26 protein-coding genes and 1 pseudogene are annotated in these 26092 nt (G+C 34.6%); 17 read left to right on the top strand and 10 right to left on the bottom strand.

Annotated features, from left to right (window positions below):
- Window positions 1–26 precede the first annotated feature (26 nt).
- A complete protein-coding gene (locus tag NYG92_RS01600; RefSeq protein ID WP_289233322.1) occupies window positions 27–647 on the top strand; it encodes a bacteriocin in 621 nt (206 codons plus the stop codon).
- Window positions 648–690: 43 nt separating this feature from the next.
- On the top strand, window positions 691–1776 hold the full coding sequence (locus tag NYG92_RS01595; RefSeq protein ID WP_289233321.1) for a Cj0814-related protein: 1086 nt from the start codon (window positions 691–693) through the stop codon (window positions 1774–1776).
- Window positions 1777–1778: 2 nt separating this feature from the next.
- Here the strand turns inward: NYG92_RS01595 and selD are convergent, their stop codons facing one another.
- The 5 genes from selD to NYG92_RS01570 form a co-directional block, all read right to left on the bottom strand.
- Entirely contained in the window at window positions 1779–2801 is a 1023-nt protein-coding gene (selD, locus tag NYG92_RS01590; protein ID WP_289233320.1) for a selenide, water dikinase SelD, read from the bottom strand.
- Window positions 2802–2808: 7 nt separating this feature from the next.
- Window positions 2809–3381 carry a sulfurtransferase-like selenium metabolism protein YedF gene (gene yedF / locus NYG92_RS01585; RefSeq protein WP_270968471.1) on the bottom strand — a complete coding sequence of 191 codons (573 nt, stop codon included), beginning with the start codon at window positions 3379–3381 and terminating at the stop codon, window positions 2809–2811.
- Between the two features lie 17 nt (window positions 3382–3398).
- Window positions 3399–4124, bottom strand: a complete 726-nt coding sequence (locus tag NYG92_RS01580; RefSeq protein WP_257415687.1) for a winged helix-turn-helix domain-containing protein — start codon at window positions 4122–4124, stop codon at window positions 3399–3401.
- The gene (gene fdhD, locus NYG92_RS01575; RefSeq protein ID WP_270982328.1) at window positions 4117–4893 is read right to left on the bottom strand and encodes a formate dehydrogenase accessory sulfurtransferase FdhD; all 777 of its coding nucleotides are present in this window, start codon (window positions 4891–4893) and stop codon (window positions 4117–4119) included. Before fdhD ends, NYG92_RS01580 begins: the two co-directional genes overlap by 8 nt.
- 89 nt (window positions 4894–4982) lie before the next feature.
- Window positions 4983–7691, bottom strand: coding sequence for a S8 family serine peptidase (locus NYG92_RS01570; RefSeq protein WP_289233319.1), 2709 nt, complete (start codon window positions 7689–7691; stop codon window positions 4983–4985).
- A gap of 146 nt (window positions 7692–7837) precedes the next feature.
- Here NYG92_RS01570 and NYG92_RS01565 point away from each other — a divergent pair, with 146 nt between their 5' ends.
- The 15 genes and pseudogenes from NYG92_RS01565 to NYG92_RS01495 all read left to right on the top strand — a co-directional run bounded on the left by NYG92_RS01565 (window position 7838) and on the right by NYG92_RS01495 (window position 20628).
- Window positions 7838–8251, top strand: a complete 414-nt coding sequence (locus tag NYG92_RS01565) for a hypothetical protein (protein WP_027304549.1) — start codon at window positions 7838–7840, stop codon at window positions 8249–8251.
- A gap of 2 nt (window positions 8252–8253) precedes the next feature.
- Window positions 8254–8745 (top strand): hypothetical protein, encoded by a 492-nt coding sequence (locus NYG92_RS01560; protein ID WP_289233318.1) that lies wholly within the window; start codon window positions 8254–8256, stop codon window positions 8743–8745.
- A gap of 10 nt (window positions 8746–8755) precedes the next feature.
- Window positions 8756–8923 (top strand): hypothetical protein, encoded by a 168-nt coding sequence (locus tag NYG92_RS01555; RefSeq protein WP_289233317.1) that lies wholly within the window; start codon window positions 8756–8758, stop codon window positions 8921–8923.
- Between the two features lie 294 nt (window positions 8924–9217).
- A complete protein-coding gene (locus NYG92_RS01550) occupies window positions 9218–10441 on the top strand; it encodes a GTP pyrophosphokinase (RefSeq protein WP_289233316.1) in 1224 nt (407 codons plus the stop codon).
- Window positions 10442–10551: 110 nt separating this feature from the next.
- Window positions 10552–11259 carry a hypothetical protein gene (locus NYG92_RS01545; protein ID WP_289233315.1) on the top strand — a complete coding sequence of 236 codons (708 nt, stop codon included), beginning with the start codon at window positions 10552–10554 and terminating at the stop codon, window positions 11257–11259.
- 11 nt (window positions 11260–11270) lie between these two features.
- Window positions 11271–11933, top strand: a complete 663-nt coding sequence (locus NYG92_RS01540; protein WP_289233314.1) for a hypothetical protein — start codon at window positions 11271–11273, stop codon at window positions 11931–11933.
- Window positions 11934–12097: 164 nt separating this feature from the next.
- Window positions 12098–13513: a hypothetical protein gene (locus NYG92_RS01535; RefSeq protein WP_289233313.1), complete on the top strand. Its 1416-nt coding sequence runs from the start codon at window positions 12098–12100 to the stop codon at window positions 13511–13513.
- 15 nt (window positions 13514–13528) lie between these two features.
- Window positions 13529–14191, top strand: coding sequence for a hypothetical protein (locus NYG92_RS01530; RefSeq protein WP_289233312.1), 663 nt, complete (start codon window positions 13529–13531; stop codon window positions 14189–14191).
- A 62-nt stretch (window positions 14192–14253) separates the two neighbouring features.
- Window positions 14254–14544 carry a hypothetical protein gene (locus NYG92_RS01525; protein WP_270977501.1) on the top strand — a complete coding sequence of 97 codons (291 nt, stop codon included), beginning with the start codon at window positions 14254–14256 and terminating at the stop codon, window positions 14542–14544.
- A gap of 72 nt (window positions 14545–14616) precedes the next feature.
- On the top strand, window positions 14617–14961 hold the full coding sequence (locus tag NYG92_RS01520) for a hypothetical protein (protein ID WP_270977499.1): 345 nt from the start codon (window positions 14617–14619) through the stop codon (window positions 14959–14961).
- Window positions 14962–15139: 178 nt separating this feature from the next.
- Window positions 15140–18160 carry a helicase HerA domain-containing protein gene (locus NYG92_RS01515; RefSeq protein ID WP_289233311.1) on the top strand — a complete coding sequence of 1007 codons (3021 nt, stop codon included), beginning with the start codon at window positions 15140–15142 and terminating at the stop codon, window positions 18158–18160.
- A 3-nt stretch (window positions 18161–18163) separates the two neighbouring features.
- A complete protein-coding gene (locus NYG92_RS01510) occupies window positions 18164–18334 on the top strand; it encodes a hypothetical protein (protein WP_289233310.1) in 171 nt (56 codons plus the stop codon).
- Window positions 18335–18346: 12 nt separating this feature from the next.
- Window positions 18347–18652, top strand: coding sequence for a hypothetical protein (locus tag NYG92_RS01505; protein WP_432264796.1), 306 nt, complete (start codon window positions 18347–18349; stop codon window positions 18650–18652).
- Between the two features lie 29 nt (window positions 18653–18681).
- The gene (locus NYG92_RS01500; protein ID WP_289233309.1) at window positions 18682–19749 is read left to right on the top strand and encodes an HP0729 family protein; all 1068 of its coding nucleotides are present in this window, start codon (window positions 18682–18684) and stop codon (window positions 19747–19749) included.
- Window positions 19746–20628 (top strand): annotated as a pseudogene (locus NYG92_RS01495) (helix-turn-helix transcriptional regulator). The gene NYG92_RS01500 and the pseudogene NYG92_RS01495 overlap by 4 nt, the downstream one beginning before the upstream one ends.
- Window positions 20629–20644: 16 nt before the next feature.
- Here NYG92_RS01495 and NYG92_RS01490 read toward each other — a convergent pair.
- From NYG92_RS01490 to NYG92_RS01470, 5 genes are read right to left on the bottom strand one after another with little or no spacing between them, the layout of a single operon-like run.
- Window positions 20645–21562, bottom strand: a complete 918-nt coding sequence (locus NYG92_RS01490; protein WP_289233308.1) for a formate dehydrogenase subunit gamma — start codon at window positions 21560–21562, stop codon at window positions 20645–20647.
- Window positions 21559–22200 carry a formate dehydrogenase FDH3 subunit beta gene (gene fdh3B / locus NYG92_RS01485; RefSeq protein ID WP_004275575.1) on the bottom strand — a complete coding sequence of 214 codons (642 nt, stop codon included), beginning with the start codon at window positions 22198–22200 and terminating at the stop codon, window positions 21559–21561. Before fdh3B ends, NYG92_RS01490 begins: the two co-directional genes overlap by 4 nt.
- Before the next feature lie 3 nt (window positions 22201–22203).
- Window positions 22204–24990 (bottom strand): molybdopterin-dependent oxidoreductase, encoded by a 2787-nt coding sequence (locus NYG92_RS01480; protein ID WP_289233307.1) that lies wholly within the window; start codon window positions 24988–24990, stop codon window positions 22204–22206.
- Window positions 24990–25181: a twin-arginine translocation signal domain-containing protein gene (locus NYG92_RS01475; protein ID WP_004277943.1), complete on the bottom strand. Its 192-nt coding sequence runs from the start codon at window positions 25179–25181 to the stop codon at window positions 24990–24992. Before NYG92_RS01475 ends, NYG92_RS01480 begins: the two co-directional genes overlap by 1 nt.
- On the bottom strand, window positions 25156–25854 hold the full coding sequence (locus NYG92_RS01470) for a TorD/DmsD family molecular chaperone (RefSeq protein ID WP_270977488.1): 699 nt from the start codon (window positions 25852–25854) through the stop codon (window positions 25156–25158). The genes NYG92_RS01475 and NYG92_RS01470 overlap by 26 nt, the downstream gene beginning before the upstream one ends.
- Window positions 25855–26092: the final 238 nt, after the last annotated feature.

The raw sequence follows: 26092 nt of genomic DNA, 5'->3' as shown, positions 1-26092 counted from the left end.
ATATCTTAAATAAAAAGGGGGTTAAAATGTTTAAAAGATTATTGAGCATCATAGCTTTAAGTGCTTTACTAGCAAATTTTGCTTTTGCAAATGATCTTCTTGCCAAATTAAGTAATGGTGCGGTGAGTGATAACAGCGTAGGAGTAAAAATTCTTAGCCTTGATGAGATGAAAGAGGTTAGGGGTGGGTATTATATATTAAACACTAAATTTAATCAAGATAAATTAAATCTTACTTCCGAATTTTATCTTGTAGCAAATTTTCATCCGGGAGAGGTTGATTATATTAAAAACTATATTTTTAAAGATCCAAATGCCAAAAAAGGTTTATGCGGACTTAATGTAGCAAACTGCTCAAATCCTAGCGAAAGAAGACTTATAGATTATCTTGACATCACAAATCAATCTTATATTTTTTCTCCCACATTGATAGCAAAAAGACAGATTAAAAGAACTCATTTGGGACAACCCTATATTCTTTTTTCATATCAAGTTGGCGTAATGGATACAAACGGGCAATATTATAAATTTGATACTACAACTTCTAGTAGATTATTAAAATATAATATGATTATCAAAGAAATGGATCAAAAATATAAATCTCAAATTGAAAGTGCAATGGGAGGATATAATACAAATGTTATATAAATTAATTTTAATAACATTATAAAAGGATATTAGGAGCAAAATAATGATAAATTTTACAAATTCCTATTTAAGCGTTAATTTTACCAATTTAAATTCTCAAGATGGAGTTAATTTAAAAAACATAAGAGCAACCGACTTACCCAGCGATAAAACTCAAGCGGTGGATAAAATTTTAGGCTATGGCGTGGATAAAGGGGGCTTTTTTACGAGTGATTTTAATGAAGCGGCTAAAATTCCAAAAGATTATAAAATTAATGCAAATTTCATAAAAGCCCTCAATAAAACTTTAACAACGGCAGAACTTACCACCGAAGCTTTGTATGATTATGTTAATTGGGCAAAAGAATTTGGTAATTTTTATAAAGAAAATTTGCAAACCCTTGATAAATTTGGAGAGAATTTTGATAGGGAACAAATTGAAAAAAAATTTAATGTTTCCCTTAAGGATAATTTTACCAAAAGCGATGTTTTGCTTAGTCTTTTTATAAATATCAATACAATCAAATTTAAAGAAGGCAAAAGCACTCTTTTTGGTAAAACTTACGGATTTGATAGTGCTATAAATGAAAAAGAAATGAGAGAATTTTATGCTTTTATGCAAAAAAATCAAATCAAAGACCCAAATAAAATAGAAAAATCCTCTTTTAAAAATATACTTTCTGATGAGTGGATGGGAGTTGATAGAGAAAGAAGTAAATTACAAACTTATGTTTCTTATGCTATAAATTTTCATTTGGATCATTCTATTGTAAATAAAGCTAAAGATTTTAAAGATGAGTTCGACAAGCTCTTACGCGAAAATTTAAATTTGGAAGAATTTAAAACTCAATATTTAGATTTTAAAAAAAGGCACGATGAATTTGTAAAAGATTTTGAAATGGCTATGGGTAATCATTTATTAGTTAAACCCATTGAAAAAAATAATTTCACCCCCATACAAAGCGAAAGTCAAAACAAAGAAACCTATAAAGATGACAATGCCAAAAATGAACTTTTAAAAAAATTATTAGAAAATAAATTTGGTAAAAGCGAAGAATTAGAACTTCTTTTTGGTTTTGTGATGATAAAAACAGGAGAATTTAGCAAAATGCTTTCTAAAACTAAAAAAAGTGTAGATATTAAAGCGTGAATTTAAATAAGCTCAAGCTCTTTTTGTCCTTTACTTTCGCAAAGGGCGATAATAGCAGCGTTTATACCCTCATCTTGTAGGGTTTTAAGTAGAGTGTCGCCATTTTTTTTGCTCACAGCGATTAAAAGTCCGCCAGAAGTTTCAGGACTGCAAAATAAAAGAGCATTTTCTTGCAAATGCGGATAGCTTTTTTTTATAAATTCATAGTTTTGGTAAGCTCCAGCCGGAATCAAGCCCATCTCAAAATACCCCCTTACACCTCGCAATAAAGGCAAAGAATTTTCAAAAATGCGTATGGAAATTTGCGGATTAAGCATTTCTTTTAAATGTCCTAAAAGTCCAAAGCCCGTTACATCACTCATCGCACTAGCTTTAAATTTCACAGCCAAGCGACTTGCTTTTAGATTAAGAGTAAGCATATTTTCAAGCATAGAATTTAAATGCGAATTTTCTAAAAGTCCTCCCTTTAAAGCCGTGCTTAAAATCCCCACACCTAAAGGCTTGGTTAAAATGATAATATCACCTATTTGAGCCGTGTTATTAGCGATGAATTGTTTAGGATGCACCTTGCCTGTTACACTTAGTCCAAAAAACATTTCCGCACTTTCTATGGTATGTCCGCCAACGACTAAGCTGCGGGCTTCTTGCACCTTATCATTTGCCCCGGCTAAAATTTCGCCTAAAAGCTCTAAGTTGTGATTTTTATTATCAAAGCCTACGATATTTAGGGCGTTTATCACTTCTGCTCCCATAGCAAAAATGTCGCTTAAAGCATTTGCCGCCGCAATCGCACCAAAGTGATATGCACTATCAACCACAGGCGTGATGAAATCAAGCGTTTGCACGAGGGCTAAATCTTCGCTTATTTGATACACGCTTGCATCTTCGTTATTGCCGATACTACTTAGTAAAGCGGGGCTTGTTTGCATAAAGTTTAGTATTGTTTTAAGACCGCACGGGTCTAGTTTCGCTGCTCAGCCTGCCGCTTTGACAAAATGCGTCAATTTTTGATCTTTATAGTCCATTTAAGCCTTATAAAGTGATGATTTTAGCTTTTCCAAAAAGCTCATTTAAAATCGCATAAGCATTGCCTATGCTACCTATTTTAAGTTCTTTAGTTTTATCAAAAAATTCCAAACACGCCCCACAGCTTATAATTTCCACGCCTAATTTTTCAAGCTCAAGCATAGCTTCGTGGGCTTTGTGCGTTTTGTCCGTGTTGATTAAAACGCTATCATTGACGCAAATGATTTTATTGGGACGATTTTCTAAGTTTTTTAAGGTCGATAAAAAGCCAAGCAATAAATTCTCCCCAAGCTCCCCATCGCCTACTTTAGTGCTTTTTAAAAATAAAATTGTATTGTTGATTTCTTCATTGAAATTTAGCTCACAAGCACTTTTTTGCACTGTAATGCAAAATTCCTCGCCCCTTTCCTCGCAAGTGTGAGTTAAATTTAAGGAGTTTAAAAATTTTATCACATTATTTTTTGCGATGTGAGAATTTAAAAGAATTTCTAATTTTTCGCCATTTTCAAGTTTTTCTAAGGCGTTTTTTGTCTCTATCACAGGTGCTGGGCAGTCTAAATTACGACAATCGATTTTCAATGGTTCTCCTTTGCGAATTATTTTTTCTCTTCTTTGAAAAATAGCTCTTTAAAGCGTTTGTTGGCGTATTCTTCAATGTCTTTTTGTAAAATCGTATAATTTTGCATTAATTCTAAGGCTCTAGGCGTGAGTTTTGTGCCTGATTTGCTCGATCTTCCTTGCCTTGAGCTTACTAGTGTTTCTTGAGAATTAAGTTGCAAGGTTTGTAAATGTGTCCAAGCCTTTTTATAATTGATCCCCATAAGCTTAGAGGCGTGAAGTAAGCTTCCCGTTTGTGCGATGAGTTCTAAAAGCTCGGTTTTACCCTTGCCAAAGAGCAAGTCTCCGTCCGCATTTTCTATCCAAGTTTTTGTTTTAACGACAAATTTTTTACCCTTTTTTTCCTTAAAGCAGCCCAATTTGCAATATTTTACATCGATTTTATAGGCTTTAAGGCTTGAACGCACATTTTTAAGTCCAAAGCCCCGTTTTGCTACTTCTCTAGCGTCTTGACAAAAAATGCGTTTTCTCTCGTCCAAAAAAGGCTCAAGAGCTTTTAAGGTTTCGATTTTACCTTTTTCAAAGTCCAAATGTCCAAACTGCCCAAGCTCACAATTATCAATGCGAATTCCATTTTTATTAGCGATTTTGCCGATTTCCTCGACTTCTTTATTAAATTTTTTAGCGATTTTAAAAGCGGTCCCGCAGTCTAATTTTTCATTGCTATTTAAAAGTTCTTTCATATATTCTACAATTTCACTCATTAATTCTATCTTCTCCGCTGTAAATGTTGATTTTATCTCCTCTTGCAAAGCCACAAAGAGTAAGATTAAATTTTCTCGCTATCATCACACCAAGGCAAGTGGGTGCAGTGCGTGAAACGAGGGCTGGGATTTTATGCATAACAGCTTTAGCGACCATTTCAGAGCTTAATCTCCCACTTACCATTAAAAAGCAATTTTGCAAATCTACCCCCGCAAGTCTTGCCTTGCCTAAAGCCTTATCTATGGTATTATGCTGGGCGATGTCCTCGCCGATGAAAAAGGTATTTTCATCGACAAAAAGCTTTGCAGTATGCACACAGCCTGTTTTTTCGTAAAGTTCGCATTGTGTATAAAATTCACTCATTTGTTTTAAAATTTGATCTTTGCTAAATTGGGCTTTAGAATTGATTTGACTCGCTTGTATGGCTTCTGGGTCAATGTTTGCTGTGTGTGCTCTACCACAACCGCTAATGACAACGCCCTCAGCATTAAGCTTGGCTAAATTTGCCTCATCGATTTTAGCCTCTATCCTTACACTCATATCATCTTGTTCTATGCTTTTAATGTCCTTTACGCTAGCAATGATATTTTCGCTCATCAAGTAGCCCACCGCTAAGGCTTTTTCATCTGTGGGAGTCGCCATTAAAGCACCGATTTTCTCATCATTGACAAAAAGTTCAAGCTTAATTTCGCGCACTAAAGTATCTTCGCAAACTAAACGCTCATCGCCCTTGAATTTAACAATTTCTGTCGTAAATAAAGCTTCCATAATTTTTTCTTTCATAATAAATTAATGAGATATTATATTAGTTTTTTTTAAATCAATCTACACCCTTACGATAAATTGTCGTAAGGGTATTAGTAAGCATAACGCAAACCCAAGCTAAAGATATGAACTTTATTTTGCTTAAGATTTTCTAAGGATAAATCGTATTGTGTGTCGAGTTTTAAGCGTGGAGAAAGATGATAAATTGTGCTAAAATTCGCATAAGTTAAATGCTTATTTTGTTTCGCGCCCTTAATATAAGCCTTAGCGCCGTTTTTCCACGAAGCATCAAAGCCAAAATCACTAGGATTTAAGGCAAAACTATGGCGTAACTCTCCCTCAAATTCAATTTGTTCAAAAACTAAAGAAGTCCTCAAGCCACCGAGTAATTTATATAAATGATAGTTCTTTTCCTCCGCTACAAAACCAAGTGCGGTATCCTCGTTAAAAGCTCCCCTTGTGATGTTTTCATTAGCAAACGCAACAAAAGGCGTAAAAATCGCACTATGATGAGAGAAATCCTTCCCCGCTTCTAAGTAAAAATTATAAAGTTTATCATCGTGCTGGCTATGAGAGGGGGCGTTGTTAATCAGTCTTTGAGTTTCATTTTTCACAAAGCCAAATCCCAAAGCACTCGCTAAATAAAAATCATCAAATTCATAACTTCCATAAAGATTAAAATAGTGATTTTTTATCTCGCTTTCTCCTGCTATTTTGTCAAATTTTGCTGTTGTTTTCGCATCGAGGATATTAAAGCCCAACATAAAATCATCAATATGATGGTCATGCCCTATAAGCACGGAATTAAGTTTAGCATTACCTCCCGCATAAACATCGCTTGAAATGTCAAATTTACTATGTAAAGCAAGGGCGTAAATTCCGCTGTTATCTTGTCTTCTTAGATAATTGATTCTTTGGGCGGTTTTATAGGCTAAGAGTTCGTTTTGCTTGGCTAGGAAGTGATTATTTGTCGCGTGAATTTCGCCTGTGAGCGAGTCGATAATGCGATTTAAAGAATTCACATTAGCATTAAGCACATTTAAAGACGCTTCATAAATAGGGCTTTGTTCCTCTTTGCTTTCCTCTAAACTGATTAAAAGCCTTTCAAAATTATCCGCCGTTTTTAAGGTTCTTTCATCATCGTAATTTAGGGCTTTTACGACACTATGGGTGCTGTTTCTGGTGTAGGATACCTTGAATTCTTTATTATTATAAAGTGCTTCTTTGATGTTGATGAAGGCATTGCTTCCTGAAGTGATTTGATAATTGCCGTCAAAATTAGTGATTTCATTGGCACTTATAAGCGTGTGGTAGCTGTTTTGATATGTGGAGACAATGTTATTTGTTTGCGTTGCGTTAGTGATGAGGATACTATCTTTCATATCGATTTTATTCGAGGCTTCTAATTTACTTGCTAAATCGATGATGATTTTAGCCTGTGAGCTTCCCTGATAGTTTTCGATTTTAGCGCCTTTGCCTGTGATTTCAAAAATTCCGCCTTGATTATCAATGGTTTTTGCTTTTATCATACTGCTTGAGTTAGCGGCGGTGAGTGTGCCTTGTGTTTGGATATTGATTTTATTACCTGTAATGCCCCCATTTGTGAGCTTTAAGGCACCATTTTCTATTTTTGTCTCTCCTGTGTAGCTATTATTTCCGCTTAAAATAAGCGTCCCCGTGCCTTTTTTATGAAGTCCTGCATCGCCTTTGATGTCATTACTCCAAGTAAGCTTATTTTGATTAGTATAATTTCTGTAATCTAAATGAACCTCCACCATATTCTCGCCGTTTAAAAGAAGTTTTTTGTCAAAACGCGCCGGTCCTTTTAAGGCTCTATTTACATTAAGCTTACCCCAGCCTATGGTAGCGTTTGGTTCTTCGGTAGGGTCGCTTGAGTTTTCTTTATCAGCCGTGCTAAGTATGGTTTGAACGACTAAGTGATTATCCATCCACGGATATTGCTCCCACACTTTAGCCACTGCTGCTGTTACCACCGGAGCGGCAAAGGAGGTTCCAGAGCCATTTCCTTGTTGAAAAGTATGCTCTCCTAGTGCAGCTATGCCCCAGTTTTTCGCTCTTTCGCCTATTTTATTAGCATAAGTGTTATCAAATTGATTATTTTGATTAAGACTTGTTACAGCTATCCAGCCTTTTTTAGCTTCATTGTGTTTTACGGGGAGGGAGGATTGGTCATTTGCCATTTCTTTGTTTTCATTTCCTGCTGCCCATACGAAGATATTATCTTGCTCTTTTGCTCTTTTAGCTAAATCGTTATAAAAATTACTATTGATTTGATTTAAATCATCAGTCGGGTCTGTGCCAAAAGAATTATTATAAATTTTTGTTCCTTGCTTTTCAAGAGTAATATAAATTAATTCGCTCACATTAAGGCTAGTGGTATCTGCTTTACCCGCATCATAGCCAAAAAGCTTTGAGGTATTATTATATTTAGCGACTACGGAAGCTACTTTTGAGCCGTGTCCCTCAGCACCTGTGGTATTTGCAATGACTTGATTAGTCATCGTCATATTTTTAGCCTCAGTTTTGTCATATGTGGCAAAAACTCCATCAGCTATGCCGATGTGAGAAATTTTATTTTCATCGTTGTAATTATCTGTTTGTGGTGTTTGAACGTTGCTAAATTGCGTTGGTTGATGAGCTTTTGAAAAAGCAGTTGGTGCTACTTGGGGAGGGCGAAGTGAAGGTGGCTTTAAGGCTGTGCCTACCGAGCCACCCCCCCCCCCACAACCATAAAATAAAAAAATAATACTTAAAAATAGAGTTTTTATAACTTTTTTCATCGATAAATCCCAAAAATAAAATGCGATGATTATATAATAAATAGTATAAAATAAGTCTTAATTTATTTTTTATTGCTATTTACGACACGACCTGTCGTTAGTGTGTTTTATAATCTCCTTATTAATTTTAAGTCAAAGGAGAAAAAATGTTACCTTTAATTATAGGAGCAGGTGTTCTTGCTTATGCTGGAGTCAAATTTAAAAAGCATTATGACAAAACTAAGGAAGAAAATAGCTGGTGGGTTGAGAATTCAAAAGATGTTGTGTCGCAAATGGTGAGCGATAAGATGGACTCTTTTTATAATAAAATCGAAGATTTTGAGGATAGAGCGGAAAAGATTTTTGATAAGGTGGAAGCTTTTTTAGGCGAAGATTCTAAGGCGGACGGAGATTGCGAAGAGCAATTTAAGGAAGATGAGAGGACGAAGGAAGCTTTTGCTAAATTCAATGCGTTTTTTGAAGAAAATGAAGATTTAGAGAAAACTGAAAAAGATTCTGTTGAAACTGAACTTTCTAAAACAAATGAAGAGCTTAATGAGACTTTGAAAGATAAGGAGTAAAAATGCTTAAAAAAGTTATAGTGGGCGGTATCGCCCTCGTTGCTACAGGATATGGGCTAAAAAAGTTTTATGAATATTTTGCGAGTGATACAAGTAGCGATGATACATTAGGAACTGCCGAAGAAGCTAGAAGGTTTAATTTTATCCAAGAGCTTCTTTTAAGGGTGAATCATTTTGAAGTTATCAACTTTGTCTTTCAGGCTGAGGATTTTATAAGTCTTGGAATAAGGTTTAAGGTGACAATGTCGATGAATTGCTTGGATTATTTACAAGATGAGTTTATGCATCTGGCTTCTCAAAAAAATAATTTTGAGGATTTTAATCCTAGAGAAAAAGAACTTTTTATATGGTTTAATGGGCTTAATAGCATTATGGTTTCTCTTTTGGAGGGAGTGAAGGAAAGTGGAGTTTATCCAAAAAGCGTTGATGATAAGCTTAATAAATATTTAAGGCAAATGAATCTTTATTTTTCAGAAGAAAAACCCTTTAAATGAAGCTTGTTTGATGATAAAGCTTAGACCAAGTTTTCAAAAATGTTTAAAATGTGGGGAGAAATTTTTAGCTCGTCCTAAAAGCGATGCCTTAAATCCGCTAGATTTTATCTGCTCTCGTTGTAAGGGCGAAAGAAGTGGGCTTTTGGAATTTTTATCTCGTATTTTTAGAGGTCGATGATGTTGTGGGTCGCTCTTGCGTTAGTTTTGATAGGGTTTGCTAGTGTTGTAGTTCATTTTGGTTGCCTCCTTATCATTTTTATTGTTCTTGTGGGGATTGGGATATTTAATTATCTCTACTCACAGCCCTTTCCCTATAATTTAGTGCTTTGTGTTTTATATTTACTCTTTTTATTGTGGGGGTGGAAACACATTTTAAGAGATAGATATTGAATTTTGGCACTTTACTTGGCAAGGGGGGGTGCTATAATAAAAAACATTTTTTATCTAAAAATATTAAGGTATGGTGAAGTTTATGATAAAAGATTTTAATCTTGAGGTAACCCCAGAGGAACCCCTAAAAGATATAATAAAATTTAATTCAAAAGAAGTGCTTGAGCAGTATAAAAAAGATGTCTCTATTTATAAATCTTTTGAAAGTATTTTAAGAGCATATATTGATGCTTTGATTGATAAGGCTGTTAAAGAAGGTAAGCTAGATAAAAATGTCGCTGAAACGCAATCTCGCACTAAAACTCCTGAAAGTTTTGAGGGGAAAATTAACAGAGATGACAAGAGGCTTAAATACAGCAATCCTTTAAAAGAAGTTACCGATTTGGTTGGTGTTAAGATTTTACTCACTTCGATTAAAGATAGTCAAATTGTCTATGAAATACTTAGAGCAGAACTTAGAGAGCAAATTGATGAGGAAAATAGTATCGATAAAACGCAAGAGCTTAGAGAGCAAAGGAAGTTTGGTTATCTCGGTAAACATTTAGTGATTAGTTACTCCCCAAAAATGTTAAATGTCGTGTCAAAACAAGATTTAGACATAAATGAAGAAAAATTGGAGGGTTTGAAAGCTGAAATTCAAATTAAGACTTTATTACAACATGTTTGGGCTGAAGTGGAGCATAAGGCAAGGTATAAGGCTGGAGAGGAGCTTTCAGCTGATAAGAAACGCTATTTTGACCGCTTGGCGGCTTTGATTGAAGTGGCTGATGATTTATTTAAGGACCTCATTGATGAAAGTGAAAGGATAAATCAGGAAGCACAAGCTATCATTACCCAAGAACAAGAAAAAAGCCAATTTTTTGAGAAAAATGAAAATCAGTCTTTAGAAAAAAAAGAAAAAATTAAGTCTGTAAGCCTAGATAGCACGACTGTGCTATTGTTTTTAAAAAATGAAAGGGTTAAGGAAAAATTTAAAAAATTAGAAAATATCGATTTGATGATTTTATGTGATGAAGAACCCATTTCTGTCAGTGCTAAATTTATACAATTATTACATTGTGTCAAGCTTGATTATACGAAAGACCTTAATTTGCTTTTAGAGGATAAAAGTCTTAGAGAAATTTTACATCGTTATGCGGCTTATAGGGACAAATATAAGACAGGTAAAAGCATACTTCAAAAACTTAATGTATTACAAATTTTAATTTATGCTAAGGCAAATAAGGAACAAAAAGAGGAGATTAAGAGCAAAAAATTGATTCACGAGCGTATGATGCAGATTTTAGATAGTGAGGATACGAAATAAGATGAAGGCAGTAAAAAAAAAGAAGGTAGTAAAAAAAGAAGGCTTATATTAAATTATGTAAATGGATTTTTAAAATTTTTAAAAAATACAAAATTAAAGGAGTGAAAATTATGGTAGAGAACATGAAAGAAGATAGCATTAAAAAGCTTATAGTCAGTGTAGAATCTAGCGATGGGCAAAAAAGTTGCGTAACTTTTGTTAGGGAAAAGGATAGTAAGGAGCTTATTAGGGCTTTAGAAGGGCTTAAGGAGATCTTGGAATCAGTTCAAGGCGACAAAAAAAAGCTTGAAAGGGAATTAGATGAAACTAAGGATCACAAAAAAGAGCTTGAAATTAATCTAAGAAGACTCCAAGAAGAAAATCAAGCACTAAAGGTGGGAAATGAAGCATTAGAGCAAAAAAATAACAAGACAAGCCAGACATTAGAAAATTTAAAAAATGAGGCTAATATAGAACTTTATGAGTTTTATAAGAGCTTATCTTCTCAATTTCGCAGTAACTTTACATACATTAAAGATGATAGTTTGATGCATTTTAACGCTACTAGCACAAATAGGACTATTTTAAAAAGTCTTTATGTCTTCATAGAAAATGAAAAATGTGAAGATTCATCTATAATAGAATTATTCAACAAACTTTTTCCCTTACACGAAGAATTGTATGGGTTTAAACGCTTAGAGGTAAAAGAGGGTGATAATTTTAATAATAAGGAGCATACTAACATCAAAGATAGCAAAGGACAAGGGTCAATAAAAAAGGTTTGCCTAGTAGGCTTTAAAGATGGGAATGATACTAGTCGTTCCTTAGTAGAATTATAATAGAAAGGAAAATGATGAGTCAGCAAGTCAAAACCATAGATACCATTGTGTTAAATAAAAATGAATATGAAAGGTTAGCGCAAGCACTTAATGTTATTAAAGAGGATTTAGCAGCAGCCTTACAGGCAGACTTACAACAGCATGTTACTAAAGAGGATTTAGCAGTAGCCTTACGGCAAAAAGTAATAGAAAAATTTTTGCTTGAAGTAGATTATTATGCTGTGGATTTAAGTCCTTATGATAAAACCTTACTTTACGATATTAATAAAGGGCATTGGGATATTTATAGAGCTACAAAAGAGACTAAACATACGATAAGTATCGAATTAGAAAAGTCTCTTAATGCAAGGTCCCCATTATCAGATGTTAAAGAACAGGGTGTTGTTGCCATTGATTTTGGGACGAAAAGCACTGTTGCGGGGTTGATTGACGAGACATCGCATAAGAGACTTTTTCGTATAGGTTCTGGGGATACTAAGTCAGAGCAAGAAAAAGACGATTATGAAAATCCTACTATCGTAGAATTTGTGAATATAGAAAGGTTTAAAAATGCTTATGATTCTTGTAAGTCAAGACCACTTACTTTTTGGGAAGATATACGCATTTCTCACGCTGCAAACAGGAATCTTAAAAAGGCTGATAATGAGGGATTTTACCGCTTTTTAGCAATTTAAAGCAATGGGCTGGCACAACTGATAATAAATTTCGTATCAAAGATAACTCGCAATCTTACACCCTAAAAGATTTTGTAAAATGTGAAGAGGGCGATTTAAATCCTATTGAAATTTATGCTTATTATATAGGTAGATATATTAATAATATGATGCGTGGGATTTATTTGAATTATGTATTATCATTTCCAGTGAAATATCCTCAAGCGGTAAGGGAGAAAATCCGTCAAAGTTTTGAAAGGGGCATTGCTAAAGCTATCCCTGATGCGGTATTTAGATCAGAATATTCAAAGCAATTTAAAGTTCAACTTAGTGTTAGTGAGCCCGCAGCTTATGCTATCAGTGCTTTACAGGCGTATGGCTTTTATGATGAAGCATTTGTAGATAAGAAAACTTTTTATGGGGTATTTGATTTTGGTGGTGGAACGACAGATTTTGATTTTGGAGTTTGGCGTGGTAGTGAAAAGAGTCGTTACGACTTTGATATAGAGCATTTTGGTGCGGGTGGGGACCCTTATCTTGGGGGAGAGTATTTGCTCGAATTTTTGGCTTATGAAATTTTTAAGACAAACAAGAATGCTATGCGTTCAAAGGGTTGTTCTTTTACAAAGCCAATTACAGAGCGGGGCTTTGGTGGAGATGAAAGTTTAGTTCAAAATTCACAAGAAGCAAGGAAAAATACCACCGCTCTTGTGGAGGAAATTAGACCTTTTTGGGAAAATATCGACCTTTTTAGAAAAGAAGAGGAAATAGTCGATGAGAAAATTAGTGCGTTAAAAAGCGGTAAATTACAAGTGAGTCTCATAGATAATGACGGAAAAATGATAGGTATGACGCTTGAGTGTAATGTTAAGGATTTGGAGGCTAAATTGGTTGAGCGTATTGATATGGGAGTTAAAAATTTTTATCATACCTATAAGATTGCTGTTGAAAAGATGGAGGGCATTAACAAACTTCATATCTTTTTGGGAGGAAATTCTTCGCGTTCCCCTTTAGTTAAGGAAGCTTTTGAAAGAATGATGCAAAAAGCTAAAAGAGAAAAAGAGGATTTAGATTTTGAGCTTTATCCAGCACTTGGGACTCCAGAAGCTGAAGAAAAGCGTAGAGAATTGAATTTAGAAGAGGATACAAATGATGACTTATCCACCAAAATCACTTGTAAAACGGGTGTTGTGTTTGGCTTACTTGACGGAAGAAAGGGAGGCAGTATCAATGTCATTTCTGAAGTAGGCATCGATGATGAGGCTAAATTTAATTTCTATCTTGGTGTAGTGAGAATGAAGGAATTTGTGATTGTGCTTGATAAAGACAAATTAGATACAGTAAGTGGGGAATGGCATACCTTTGTCAAATGCGACAATGATACGAAAGAGTATCCAATTTACTATACTCCATATGCGAGTGCTACTTCTGGTTCATTAGGTGTTGAGGAGGTAAAGTCTTATAATATTAGTCTTGATAATTGTTATGAGAATGCGGAACTTCGCATAAAAATCACAGGTCCAAATACTTTTAGGTATGGTGTATGGGATAAAGAAGCTGGTCTTTGCTATGAGGGTGAAGAAATTTTACTATCAAATTAAAAATAAGGAGAAAAAATGGGTTTTTGGAGTTTCGTTGGTACAGCAATTAGTGCAGTAAGTAGTGTATGTAGTACTTTGGGGTCTTTTGGTAGCTCTTTATTTAAGACAATAGGGGCTTTATCGCCTCATCTAAAGTTAATTGTAGATGTGGTATCTGCGGTGGTAAATTCGTTAGGCATCTTTAAGAAGGAATATACGCCTGAGGATTACGGTGCCGCACTAAGACAGGCTGAAAAAAAGCCTGAGGATTTTGATAGCATTAATGCTTATATTGACTATCTTAGTGCTGAAATGAGAGCGGGAAGAATTGATTTAAATAAAGAAAAAAGTGATATAGATAAGTGGGCGGATACAGCTTTGGGCGTTGGTTTGGGTATTAAGAGCCTTGATGAAAAATTCAAACTTCAAACAAGTACTGAGTTTTGGAAAGGTATGGGGAAGAAATTTAATGAGGGTAAAATAGACGAAAAGGATGTTGAAAGCATACTTAAAAATTCCAGTCAAAACAATATCAATTCTGAGGATTTAGTGCGTTATATGCAAAATCAACCCTTAGCGAATGGAACAAAGCCATCGGATATTTCACAAACCTTGAAGGAGGCATTGAAGGAAAGTAAGCCAGAGCTTACAGAGCAAGAGCAAAAGGATAAATTTAACGCACTTCTTAGAAATGATTGAGTATTTTAGGTTTTATCTAAGGGTGAAGAAATTTTACTATCAAATTAAAATAAGGAGAAAAAATGGGTCTTTTGGGTGCGGTAAGTAGTGTAATTGGTTCTATAAACAGTCAAGTCTATAGCGGCCTCGTTGACGAACTTGAGGATTTTAGTGAAATCAGTGCCCTTATTGATTCTAACTTTAAAAAAATGGAAGCTGCTAAAGCAAATGCGAATTCTAATAATGGTGCGGATTTTTCAAGTCTTAAAGAAAAATATAAACTTCACTCAAGAGATGAATTCTTTTCTTTTGCCAACAAAAAAGTTAAGGGAGTGAATAAGAGCAAAAAGAATAAAGAATCAAGCAGAAGATAGTGTTAAAGGATGCGATAAACTTCATTATAAATAGCAAAAAAAGCACTTGTTTGGGTTTTGAAAGGAAGAAAAGTGGATAAAGAAAAAAGAGTGATTTGTAATTTATTTTTGATTAAAGACCATAAAATTACAATTTGTAAATTTTATAATAGTGAGCTTTTGGCTTTGAAAAATGAGGGAGCGACCTCTTTTGAAATTTGGGACGATTTTTGGAAGTGGTGGGAGGAAAAAGAGGAATATGTGCAAGGAGATGAACTTGACTTTGCTTTTATTTGGGACGAGCAAAATCCAGTCATTTTTCAAAGCCCTTTCTTCACAGAGTATTTGCAAGATAGCATTTGGAATAAAAGTATCGTTGAGAAGGTTTTGAGTAAATTTCAATGTGATTTTAAGATAAAACCGAAGATGGTGCCATAATAGGGAGTAAAAAAAAGAAACTTTGTTTATCTTCAAACATCACACTTCAAAATAAAATCAATAACCACTCTATTGTTTTAGATGGAGATAGCGAAGAGCTTGAAAAGGAGACTGAAACATATAAATTTTTTAGAGAAAAAAGAGAAAGAGAATATAAGGAAAGGTTGGAAAAATTAAAATGATAGAAGTAAAAAATTTTTTAAGTAAGCAAAATAATTACTATCTTAATAGTAAGGACAATATTAGCACCTTAAAAACGCAGGATATAGACCCAAGCGATATGGTGCTTTATAAGGTTGAAAGTGTAACTTTTAAAAAAGATGCACCTCGCAGAGAGGCTTTGGAAAATGTTTTAAGTGCTTTGAGGATAGAGGGGATTAATTTTATTTATCTCATTTTAGGGAATAATGAGGGAGTAGAGTTTTACTATGGTATAGCAAGAAATCATTCAAAACAAGCTCCAAAATTAAACATCGATGAAATAGGTAAATTTATACTTGAACCTAGCATAAAAGGAAATTTTCGTGGGAGTAAGATAGAGGCGATTAAAAAAGAAAAAAAACGCGCCGTGCTTCAGAAAATTCAAAATAATTCTTTTCAAAGTGTCATAGAGGGTGTTCCAGGTATATTAAAAGATGAAAATGAGTTTCAAGGCGTTGATCGTCTTGCTGATGTTATGGGTGTTGATAGTGAATTTGGCTTTATGATTATCGCTTCTTTAGTAAATGATAATGAAATTTTAGGGATAGAAAATAATATTTTTGAGCTTTATTCTTCACTTTCTCCAATGGCAAAACGCAGCGAACAAGAATCAACATCAAACGCTAGGAGTGAAGGAGAAAGTAAAACAGAAGGCACAAATTATAGTGAGACTAAGGGCGAAAATTCAGGAGAAAGTAGGAGTGAAACCACTACCCAAAATGAAGATGAACAACGGAGCGAGAACAGTAATAGGAATGAGAGCACAAACTTTTCAGTGAGTGAGAGCGGTAATAGATCAAGCACTAATAAGGAAAGTTCGGTAACTGAATCGCAAGGTTCAAGCACAACACGCACCGTAGGTGGAAGTAAAAGTCAAGCTATTACTAAAAATGAAGGAGAGAGCACGAGTGTAACTGATGGAACTAATAAGTCCCTTACAACAAGCACTAATGAAAGCACTACAACTTCTAATGCTCTCACTTTTGAATTTATCGATAAGCAAAGTCAAGATTGGCTTAAATATATCGATGAAATTTTGATTCCTAGAATCGACTATGGGAAAGGTAAGGGAATGTTTGTGAGTAGTATGTTTTGTTTTTCTAATTCTCAAGCCGTTTTAGAGAAACTTGAAAATACAATCATCTCTCTTTTTAGTGGAGAAAATGGTAATAAAATTCCTTTACGCGCTTTTTTGCTTAATGATGGGAAGAGATTGCACGCTTTTAGAAACTTGCAACTTCCTAAAATAAAAATTGAAAATTGTGACCCTAAAATTAATTCTTTGCTTTCTCAAAGTTATACCAGTTTGGGAAATTGGATTAGTTCTAAGGAGCTAAGTTTAATTTCAGGTTTGCCTAAAAAAGATGTAATGGGTTTAGAACTTCGAGAAGAGGTAGAATTTGGCTTAAATTTTCAAAGTCCTGAGTCGGAAAATGAGCTTGTTTTGGGAAAACTAATGCAGAGTGGAAATATTACTAATAAAAATGTAAGTATCGATAAATTAAGTTTGGATAAACATATTTTCATCACGGGTGTTACAGGAAGTGGTAAAACAACGACTTGCCAAAATTTGTTGATTAATTCCAATAAGCCGTTTTTAGTGATAGAACCAGCAAAAACAGAATATAGAATTTTGAAAAAGAAATATGATGACCTGCTGATTTTTACATTAGGAAAGGATACGGTAGCACCTTTTAGACTTAATCCTTTTGAATTTTTTCCTCACGAAAGCATCACTTCGCGGGTAGATATGATAAAAGCAAGTATAGAAGCGGCATTTGATATGGAAGCGGCAATCCCTCAAATTATAGAAAGTGCGATATATGAATGCTATAAGGATAAGGGTTGGAATATTGCTACTAATAAAAATGAAATTTATGGAGAAATTGCTTTTGATGATGGAATTTATTCTTTTCCAACTTTAGAAGATTTAAATAATAAAATTGAAAATGTTGTTTTAAAGCAAGGATTTGATGAAAGACTAAAAAACGATTATATAGGTTCTATAAAGGCTAGATTAAACGGACTTTTGGTAGGTTCTAAGGGCTTTATGTTAAATACAAAAAGGTCTATTGATTTTAGACAATTACTCGATAAACGGGTTGTTTTGGAGATAGAAGAAATTCGAAATGGTAGCGAAAAGTCTTTAATTATGGGCTTTATCTTGAGCAATATTTTAGAAGCCATTAAGGCTAATTTCTTTTCTAGTGAAAGAAAGCACGATATTAAGCATATCATTCTTATTGAGGAGGCTCATAGGCTTTTAAGCAAATATCAAGCCGGAGATAGTCTTAATAAAAAGCAGGGAGTAGAGGTTTTTGCTGATATGTTAGCTGAAATCCGTAAGTATGGGGAATGCTTGATGATTGCTGACCAAATTCCAAACAAACTTACTCCAGAAGTGCTAAAAAACACAAATACTAAGATTGTCCATAGAATTTTTGCTGCAGATGATAAAGAAACTATCGCAAATACAATGGCGCTAGAAGAAGAGCAAGCGCAATATCTTGGAAAGCTTGAAACGGGCGTTGCTGTTGTTTTTTCTGGAGGTTTTAATAAGGCGGTAATGTGTAAAATAGAGCAAAGTTCAAATACAAGTTCTAATGATTTTATTGAAGAAAATGACCTACAAAGAAGTGTCTATGAGTTTTATGCAAAACACTTTAAAAGTGGCGTTATATTAGGATCTTCTTGGCTTGATAAGGTTGATGTAGAAGATATTAAAAGCCTTTTGGATATACAAAGACGCGGTGGTGTAATGAAAGAGATTAAAAGACACTATGAAAATAAGCAAAAAATAGCACCTAAATTATTGTTAAGTTTAAAAGAATGTGAAAAACAATTTTCTAGGAAATTTTTGGCTAAATATTTTCTTTTGGAAAACAATTTAAATTTTGAAAAAGAAAATATCGCTTTAGAATTTATTAATAAATATTTAGAGGAAAGATTGACTGAAGATGATGTTATACATTTTAAAGATGAACTTTTTTTGGGATAAACGATGATAAAGCTTAGACCAAGTTTTCAAAAATGTTTAAAATGTGGGGAGAAATTTTTAGCTCGTCCTAAAAGCGATGCCTTAAATCCGCTAGATTTTATCTGCTCTCGTTGTAAGGGCGAAAGAAGTGGGCTTTTGGAATTTTTATCTCGCATTTTTAAGTCTAAGAATTAGGAAATAAACAAAATGTTCTCTAAAATTTTTTCATCATTTAAACTTGCTGGTGTGTTTAAGGGCTTAATCTTTAAGCGCCTTACAAATCCTTTACAAAGTTCTCGTATTGTGAATCTACTAATGGATATGAAAAATATTTTTCAAAGCAGTAAAGGTAACGCCGATGCCCTTTGTTTGGCTTTGGATTTATTGGTTGATTTTAAAAATAAATATCCTGAGGATTTTGATGAAATTTTTGAGATTGTCAAAGAGCTTTTGCAAGATTACAAGCAAAATCCTGATGACATTAAGCAAAACATCAAAGAGCTTTTCAAATAAGGCAATTTTATTGAAAGATACGCTAAAATATGAATCATCTTTTAATTCTTTACAATCCTTATTACCAAAGCGATGTTATCGAGCAGCATTTGAGTATTTTACAGAAAAAATCTCAAGTTGCCTTTGGTAAAATTAAATCTAAGCTAAATGACCAAGAAAGGCAAGATTCCCTAGAAAATATCTATCAAACTACCACTAAGGATAATTTTTTACAACTTTTTCTAAGCGATTATGCGAATTTATTTGTTGCTAAGGTGATAAAAGTTTGTAAAAATGCCGATGAAAGTTTAATTCCTGCTTACTACAAAGAAAAAAATTTGGAAGTGGAGGATTTTTTTATCATTAGTGATTTAAGGGAGTTGGTGAGGGAGGATTTTAGCCTTTTAAGAGATAGATTTTTAGCCAATTTTATCACGCCTAATCATCATACTTACGCCATTTATGGTAATAATTACAGCTATCCTTTGTGCGTAAGAATGAAGGAAGAGTGTTGTTATTTTATAGGCGATGAGAGGCATTATTTAAGCGTATATAAAGATGAAAAATATTTGACTATGCAAGAAAATTTCATACGCTTTATTTTTGGTAAAAGACTTTTTTATCTTCTCCACCCTAATAGTGTAAGCAATCTTATCAACGCAGAATTAGAGCTTATGCATAGCGAAAATGACCCGCTTAATGACTTCACAAGCATTATTGTTAAATATTCTAAAACCTTAGAATATGAGCTTTATAGTTTTGCAAAAAAGCTTTTTTTAAAGCTTTGTGAACAAAATTCTAGCCTTTATGATTTAAAATATAATGTGCAGGGTAAAGATTATATACTCGAAGATTTTTTTACTCAAAAACCTAATCTTGGAAGCATTAAATTTCTACTCAAGCACCCAAAAATCCAAGTTTATTTAGATAGAGAACTTATTAGATTTATTAACTATCGTTTTTCAAAAAGCTTAAGTCTTATCCAAAAGATACGCAATGAAGCTGTTCACGCCAAAAATCCAAGCTTAAGCGAACTTAAGAGTCTAAGGAGTGAGATTTTGGGGATAGAAAATACGAGTTTGCTTAAAGACCTTTTGATTCTTAAGGAAAATTTGTGAAAGAATACGACAAATTAGGCACACGCTTGGTGCAAATCTTGCTAAAATTTAATAATGGTGAAAGCGTGAGCGTGGAGGAGTTAGCGCAGGAATTTAATGTGGATACGAGAACTATACAAAGAGACTTAAATCAAAGACTTTCCTTTATGCCTATTAAAAGAGAAAATGGTAAATATACTTTAGAAAGTTTTGCTTTGGGGCAACTTAGTTTTAAAGATATACAAAATTTCGCCGCCATAAGCGGTATAAGTGACCTTTATCCTAGGCTTGATAAAAATTTTATTAGCGATATTTTAAGCCAAAAAATTAATACAATTTTGAAGATAAAAAATGAGGGTTTTCAAAGGGTGGATTATGAGCTTTTTGAGAATCTTAGCGTTGCTATATTAAATCATAATGTTTTAAATTTTGACTATAAAAATAAACAACGCAGTGTAAAACCCTAGCAGTGTAAAACCCTATAAATTAGTAAATTATAAGGGTATTTGGTATCTTTTAGCCGATGAAAATAGCAAATTAAAGCATTTTAATTTTAGTAAAATTTTGAAACTTGATGTAAAGAACGAGAAATTTATTCCCAATGAAGCCTTTAAAAAGCAAATTCAAAATGACCAAAATGTCTGGTTGGGTGAGGGTAGGGAGGTGCTTTTGCGACTAGATAAAAAGGCGAAAGAGTATTTTTTTAGAAAAGAAATATTGACTAATTATAAAATTATTGATGAAGATGAGACGAGTTATACTTTAAGCACACAAGTTTCTTATGAAGATGAGTTTTTAAATTTCATCAAACAATGGATTCCTTATGTTAAAATCATTGCCCCACTTGAGTTAAAAAACAAAGTGAAAGATATTTTGAGAAAATATCTCGAGGAGGGATAATAAATCACCTCCTAATTTATTGATTGTAAGAAAAGCTAGGTTCGATTTGCTTCTTTTTAGAAAGCTCTTTATACCAGTAACTATGCAGGATATAAACCTCTTCTTCTTCCTTATAGCCACTTATCATAGAGTGAATACTGCCCTTAATCGCAAACACAGCCATATAAATATGCACGCCAAAAAACACAGCACACACTATACCTAAAAGATTATGTATAATCGCACTAAGCCTTAAAAGCTCGATATGACTAAGCCCAAAAATACTTTGCACAGGAGTAGAATTAAAGTCTAAGAAATACATAAACCCTCCTGTTAGTATCATTAAAAAGCCTCCAAAAACAGCGATGTAATACCACGATTTTTGTCCAAAGTTAAATTTTCCTGCTGGCACGGGCTTTTTTTCCTTACTTAAATAGCCACCTACTATCATCAGCCATTTAATGTCATAACTTGCAGGAAGCATTCTTTTAATCCACCAAAAAAACATAGGGACAATAGAAACGATAAATAAGATAGTCGCAATGGCGTGTAAATTTTTACACACTCGCACAAAAAGCCCTCCACCAAAAGTCGTTCCAAACATCATAATAAAACCTGTCGGCACTAAAATCACCCAAGAAAGCGCAGCGATAAAGTGAAAAAGTCTTTCAAAAAGCGAAAAGGCGTAAATTTTCTTTCCTGCGTGAGAGAATTGCTTAGGACCTATAACCATATAATGCAAAGCAAAAGCCGCCAAAACGGCAATCACACTAAGCAAAGCTACAGTAGCGATATACTCGCCTTGTAAAGTCGTCCAAAGCTTACCAAAAGTATCATAATTTGCTATATTTGTAATACGGTTATAATCCCAAATTTGCGTATCTTGCCCCATTCTTTCTTCACCATAGGCAAATAAATTTGCAAAAGAAAGAACGAGTAAAAAAAGCTTTTTCATAAACGCTCCTTTCCTGTATAGGCTATTCTCCACTCCATACTTTCGCTTGGAGCTTTAATGCCGTATTTTCTACTTTCTAAGCGATGTGCGTAAATTTCTTCTATCTTAGAGCTTTCTCCAACTAACAAAGCCTTAGTTGAACACATCGCCGCACATACGGGCACTTTACCCTCGGCGATTCTATTTTGTCCGTAAAGCTCTCTTTCCTTTTGCGAATTTGTCGTTTCAGGACCTCCCGCACACATCGTGCATTTATCCATAATGCCCTTATCTCCAAAGACACTACTTTGTGGAAATTGCGGTGCTCCAAAAGGACAAGCATAAAGGCAGTATCCACACCCTATACAAATTTCTTTATCGTGCAAAACCACCCCATCGCCTCGTATATAAAAACAATCCACAGGACACACAATCGCACAAGGTGCATCATCGCAATGCATACAAGAGATAGAAGTCGAAACTTCTCTCCCCTCCTCACCCTCATTAAGCGTAATGACACGGCGGCGGCGTATATTTATAGGCAATTCGTGTGCTTCATCACAAGCAACTGAACAGCCATTACAATCGATACATCTTTCATTATCGCAAAAAAATTTCAGCCTTTCTTTTTCTAAATTTGCAAAATTAATCTTACTCATCTTTTACACCCCATCCTTTGAAATTCGGCACAAGCCACCCTTAGTTTCTGGAATTTGACACATAATGTCATAACCATAATTTGTTACCGTATTTGCACTTTCTCCACTTGCATAAGGCTTCGTTCCTTCAGGGAAATTATGCGTTAAATCCACACCCTGCATGACTCCTGTAAAGTGGAAAGGTAGGAAAATCATATCCTTAGCTACACCGTTATTAATTTTAACTCTAACCTTAATCTTCGTGCCTTCAGGCGAATGCACCCATATCATATCGCCTTTTTTGATATTTTCTTGTTTGGCTAATGCTTCATTAATCTCACAAAACATCTCAGGCGTCAGGCGAGTAAGATACATAGAAGCCCTATTTTCCATACCTGCACCATTTAAATTCACAAGACGCGCGGTAACAAGATTAAGCGGGAATTCTTTGGAATAATCCTTAGCCTGCTGCACGGAAATAAATTTCGTATCCACTCTATAAAGAGCTTTTTGGTCTTCAAAGCTAGGATATTTTTGCACCAAATCATTTCTTGGAGAGTGAAGTGGCTCTCTGTGAAGCGGAATTTGATCTTTAAATGTCCATACCACAGCTCTAGCCTTAGCGTTACCATAAGGCACTATGCCTTTTTGCATACATTTTGTGGCGATGATATTACTCGCATCTAAAGCCCAAGTTGGACCCATTTTAGCCTTTTCTTCTTCACTTAAAGTGATATTTAAAACTTTTTCTATATTATCCTTAGTAATTTGCGGATAGCCTGTATTAATAGGCGAATTTAACGGAGCGTTTTTAGCCAAAAGACTTTCGCCCTCATACTCAAGCCCAAAATTATTTCTAAAGCCCATACCGCCTTTAGCCACTTCAATGTCAGTATTATAAAGCACAGGAGAGCCCGGGTGCTTTTCACTCCAACAAGGCCAAGGAAGTCCAAAATACTCGCCTTTTACCTCACCTTCTTTACCCTCGAGTGTGATTTCATCAAATTTATCCCAGTTTAGCGCATGCTTTTTAAGTCTTTCTGCACTCCAGCCATTAAGCCCTATGCTACGAATTGCCCCAGCAAATTCTTTTGTCGCGTTTTCAGGCCAAACAATTTTGCCATTTTCATCGCGTAAGGTTTTAGTGAAATCCTCATAAAAGCCGAGTTTTTTAGCAAGTTCAAATAAAATTTCTTGATCTTCCTTACTTTCATAAAGTGGCTCTACGATCTTAAATCTCCACTGCCCACTGCGATTAGTGGCGGTTACACTCCCACTTGTTTCAAACTGCGTTGCAGCAGGAAGAAGATAAATTCCATCTTTTCTCTCACTTATAATACCCGCTTCATTGACGAAAGGATCGGCTAAAACTAAAAGCTCCAAAGCCTCTAAACCCTCTTTGACCTTAGCCTGCTGGGCGGTTGAGGTAATACCATTACCCATTACAATTAAAGCTTTTAAAGCCGTTCCCGCATTGTCTATTTTATCATTATCATCTTTGCCATTTAAAGCCGCCGCCCACCATCTAGCAAGGCTTAAGCCCGTTTTGTGCATCCACTCTTTACTGACGAAATTTCCTAAAAGCCACTCATAATCCACGCCCCAAATTTGTGCGTAATATCTCCAACTCGCTTCATTTAAAGGATAATAGCCGGGCAAATTTTCACTCAAACAAGCCACATCGGACGCACCTTGCACATTATCGTGTCCTCTTAAAATATTCACTCCACCGCCAAATTTACCGATATTACCAAGCACCATTTGCACAATAGGTGCTAAACGCGTATTTGAAGTTCCTACGGTGTGCTGGGTAAGCCCCATAGCCCAAATGAGCGTTGTAGGCTTATTTTTAGCGACTTCAAAGGTAATTTTTCTTAATTTAGCCTCTGGTATGCCCGTAACATTTTCAACCTCTTTAGCGTCCCATTTTGCCGCTTCTTCTCTAATTTTATCGATCCCAAAAACTCTTTCGTCAAGGTATTTTGTATCCTCCAAACCCTCATCAAAGATAATTTTAAGCATACCATACATAAAAGCTATATCAGTGCCGGGACGAATTTGTGCGTAAATGTCCGCTTTTGCTGCACTTTTTGTAAAACGAGGATCGACTACGATAAGCTTCGCACCTTTTTCTTTAGCTTTTAAAAAATGTCTAAAGCCCACAGGGTGATTTACAGCTGGATTTGCTCCTATAATGAAAATACATTTTGACTTTTGTATATCGCCAAGATGATTTGTCATCGCGCCATAACCAAATGTATTCGCCACACCGGCGACTGTTGCGCTATGTCAAATTCTAGCTTGGTGGTCTATATTATTTGTCCCAAAAAAGGCGGCAAATTTGCGTATATAATAGGCTTGTTCATTGCTTAATTTAGCAGAGCCTACAAACATCACGCTTTCAGGATTTTCCTTACGGTAGCCAGCTAATTTTTCTCCTATTTCGCTTAAAGCTTGCTCGTAACTTATGCGTTTCCATTCGCCATTTTCTTTTTTCATAGGGTATTTTAAACGCACATGAGAACGCACCATATCAATCATATCAGAACCCTTACAGCAATGTCCTCCAAAGCTTACAGGGTGATCTTGGGCGATTTCTTGTCTAAGCCAAACGCCATTTTGCACTTCAGCAATGATACCGCAGCCCACAGAACAGGCGGTGCAAACACTTCTTACCTTTTTGCTTCCTTCAAAAGCCTCACTTAGCTCACTTTCCTTAGCTTCTCTTAACACCTCACTACGCCCCAAAAGCGGAGTTGCAAGGCTTGAAAGTGCTGCCATTTTTAAAAATGAACGACGATTTAATTTCATTATTCAGCCTTTATGTAGTATTTTTCCCAGTTAGCACTTCTTTGATAAAGCACTTCCTTTTTTTTACTCTTTCCGCGAACAAGTTTATTTTCAGCTTTTTCTTCGCCAAAAGCCACATTTGTCGCACCTAAAACACCCACTCCAGCTAAAGCTAGGGCAGAGTTTTTAAGAAATTTCCTGCGTTTTTCCAAGCTTTCTCCTTTTATTGGTTTCTCTCCTTAAAAATTCGGATCTAGAAAGGTCATTTTGTACCTTTTTACTTTGTGTTTTTATAGGCTTTTCAAGCTCAAAACAAAATCTTTCAAATTCTATAAAAGCCGTGCCTATTAAAGCGATTTCTTTAAATAATAAGGCAGCCTCATTTGCCAAGATAAGATTTAAAAACTCATCAATGTTAGGATTAATGAGTTTTTCAAAAAGCTCTTTTGCCAAATTATCGCTTTTTTCTCTTAAAAATTCACTCATTAAAAGAAAGCAAAAGCCGACACTATCTTCGCCTTCTTTAAAAAAAGCTTCATTTCTTCTTAGCTTACTTTTGATAAGAATTTGACGCACTAAGAGTAAGGCATTTGAATTTTCAAAACCTTCCTCTATGTAGGAAAAAGTCGTAGGAATAGCACTTTTTAAAGCCAAAAATAAAAGATCATATTCTTTAATGAGTTTTTGCATATCTTGTGGAGTTTTTAAACTTTCAAGCAAAAAAGCAAAATTTGTCTTTAAAGTATCATCGAAAATACACTCGTTCATCGCATTTAGATACTGGGTCAAATTTGCTAATCTATTTTGAGAAAAAGAAAAGCTAAAAACCTCGCCTAAGCATTGATAATAAAGACTTCTAGCAGATCTTAAATTTTCTAAATTCACCACTACTCCCCAACTTTTTAAGACTCGTTTCTAGGGCAAATAATATTATGCAAAAATTGCCTATTACGCACTCTAAGCCCCTTTAAAACTTGCTTGTATCATAATACTATTTAATTTAAAAAAAACTGAAATTTATAAATTTTTTTCACATTTTCACTACACGATAAAAGAAGTTAAAAATACGAAATTATAGTATTCTAAAACATTTTTAAAATACGATTAAATGTAAAAATTTTTT

It is taken from the genome of Campylobacter felis, assembly GCF_030250085.1.
GTDB classification, from domain to species: Bacteria; Campylobacterota; Campylobacteria; order Campylobacterales; family Campylobacteraceae; genus Campylobacter_D; species Campylobacter_D upsaliensis.
Note: the sequence above shows the minus strand (reverse complement) of the source record. Positions and strands in the feature narration are given on the sequence as shown.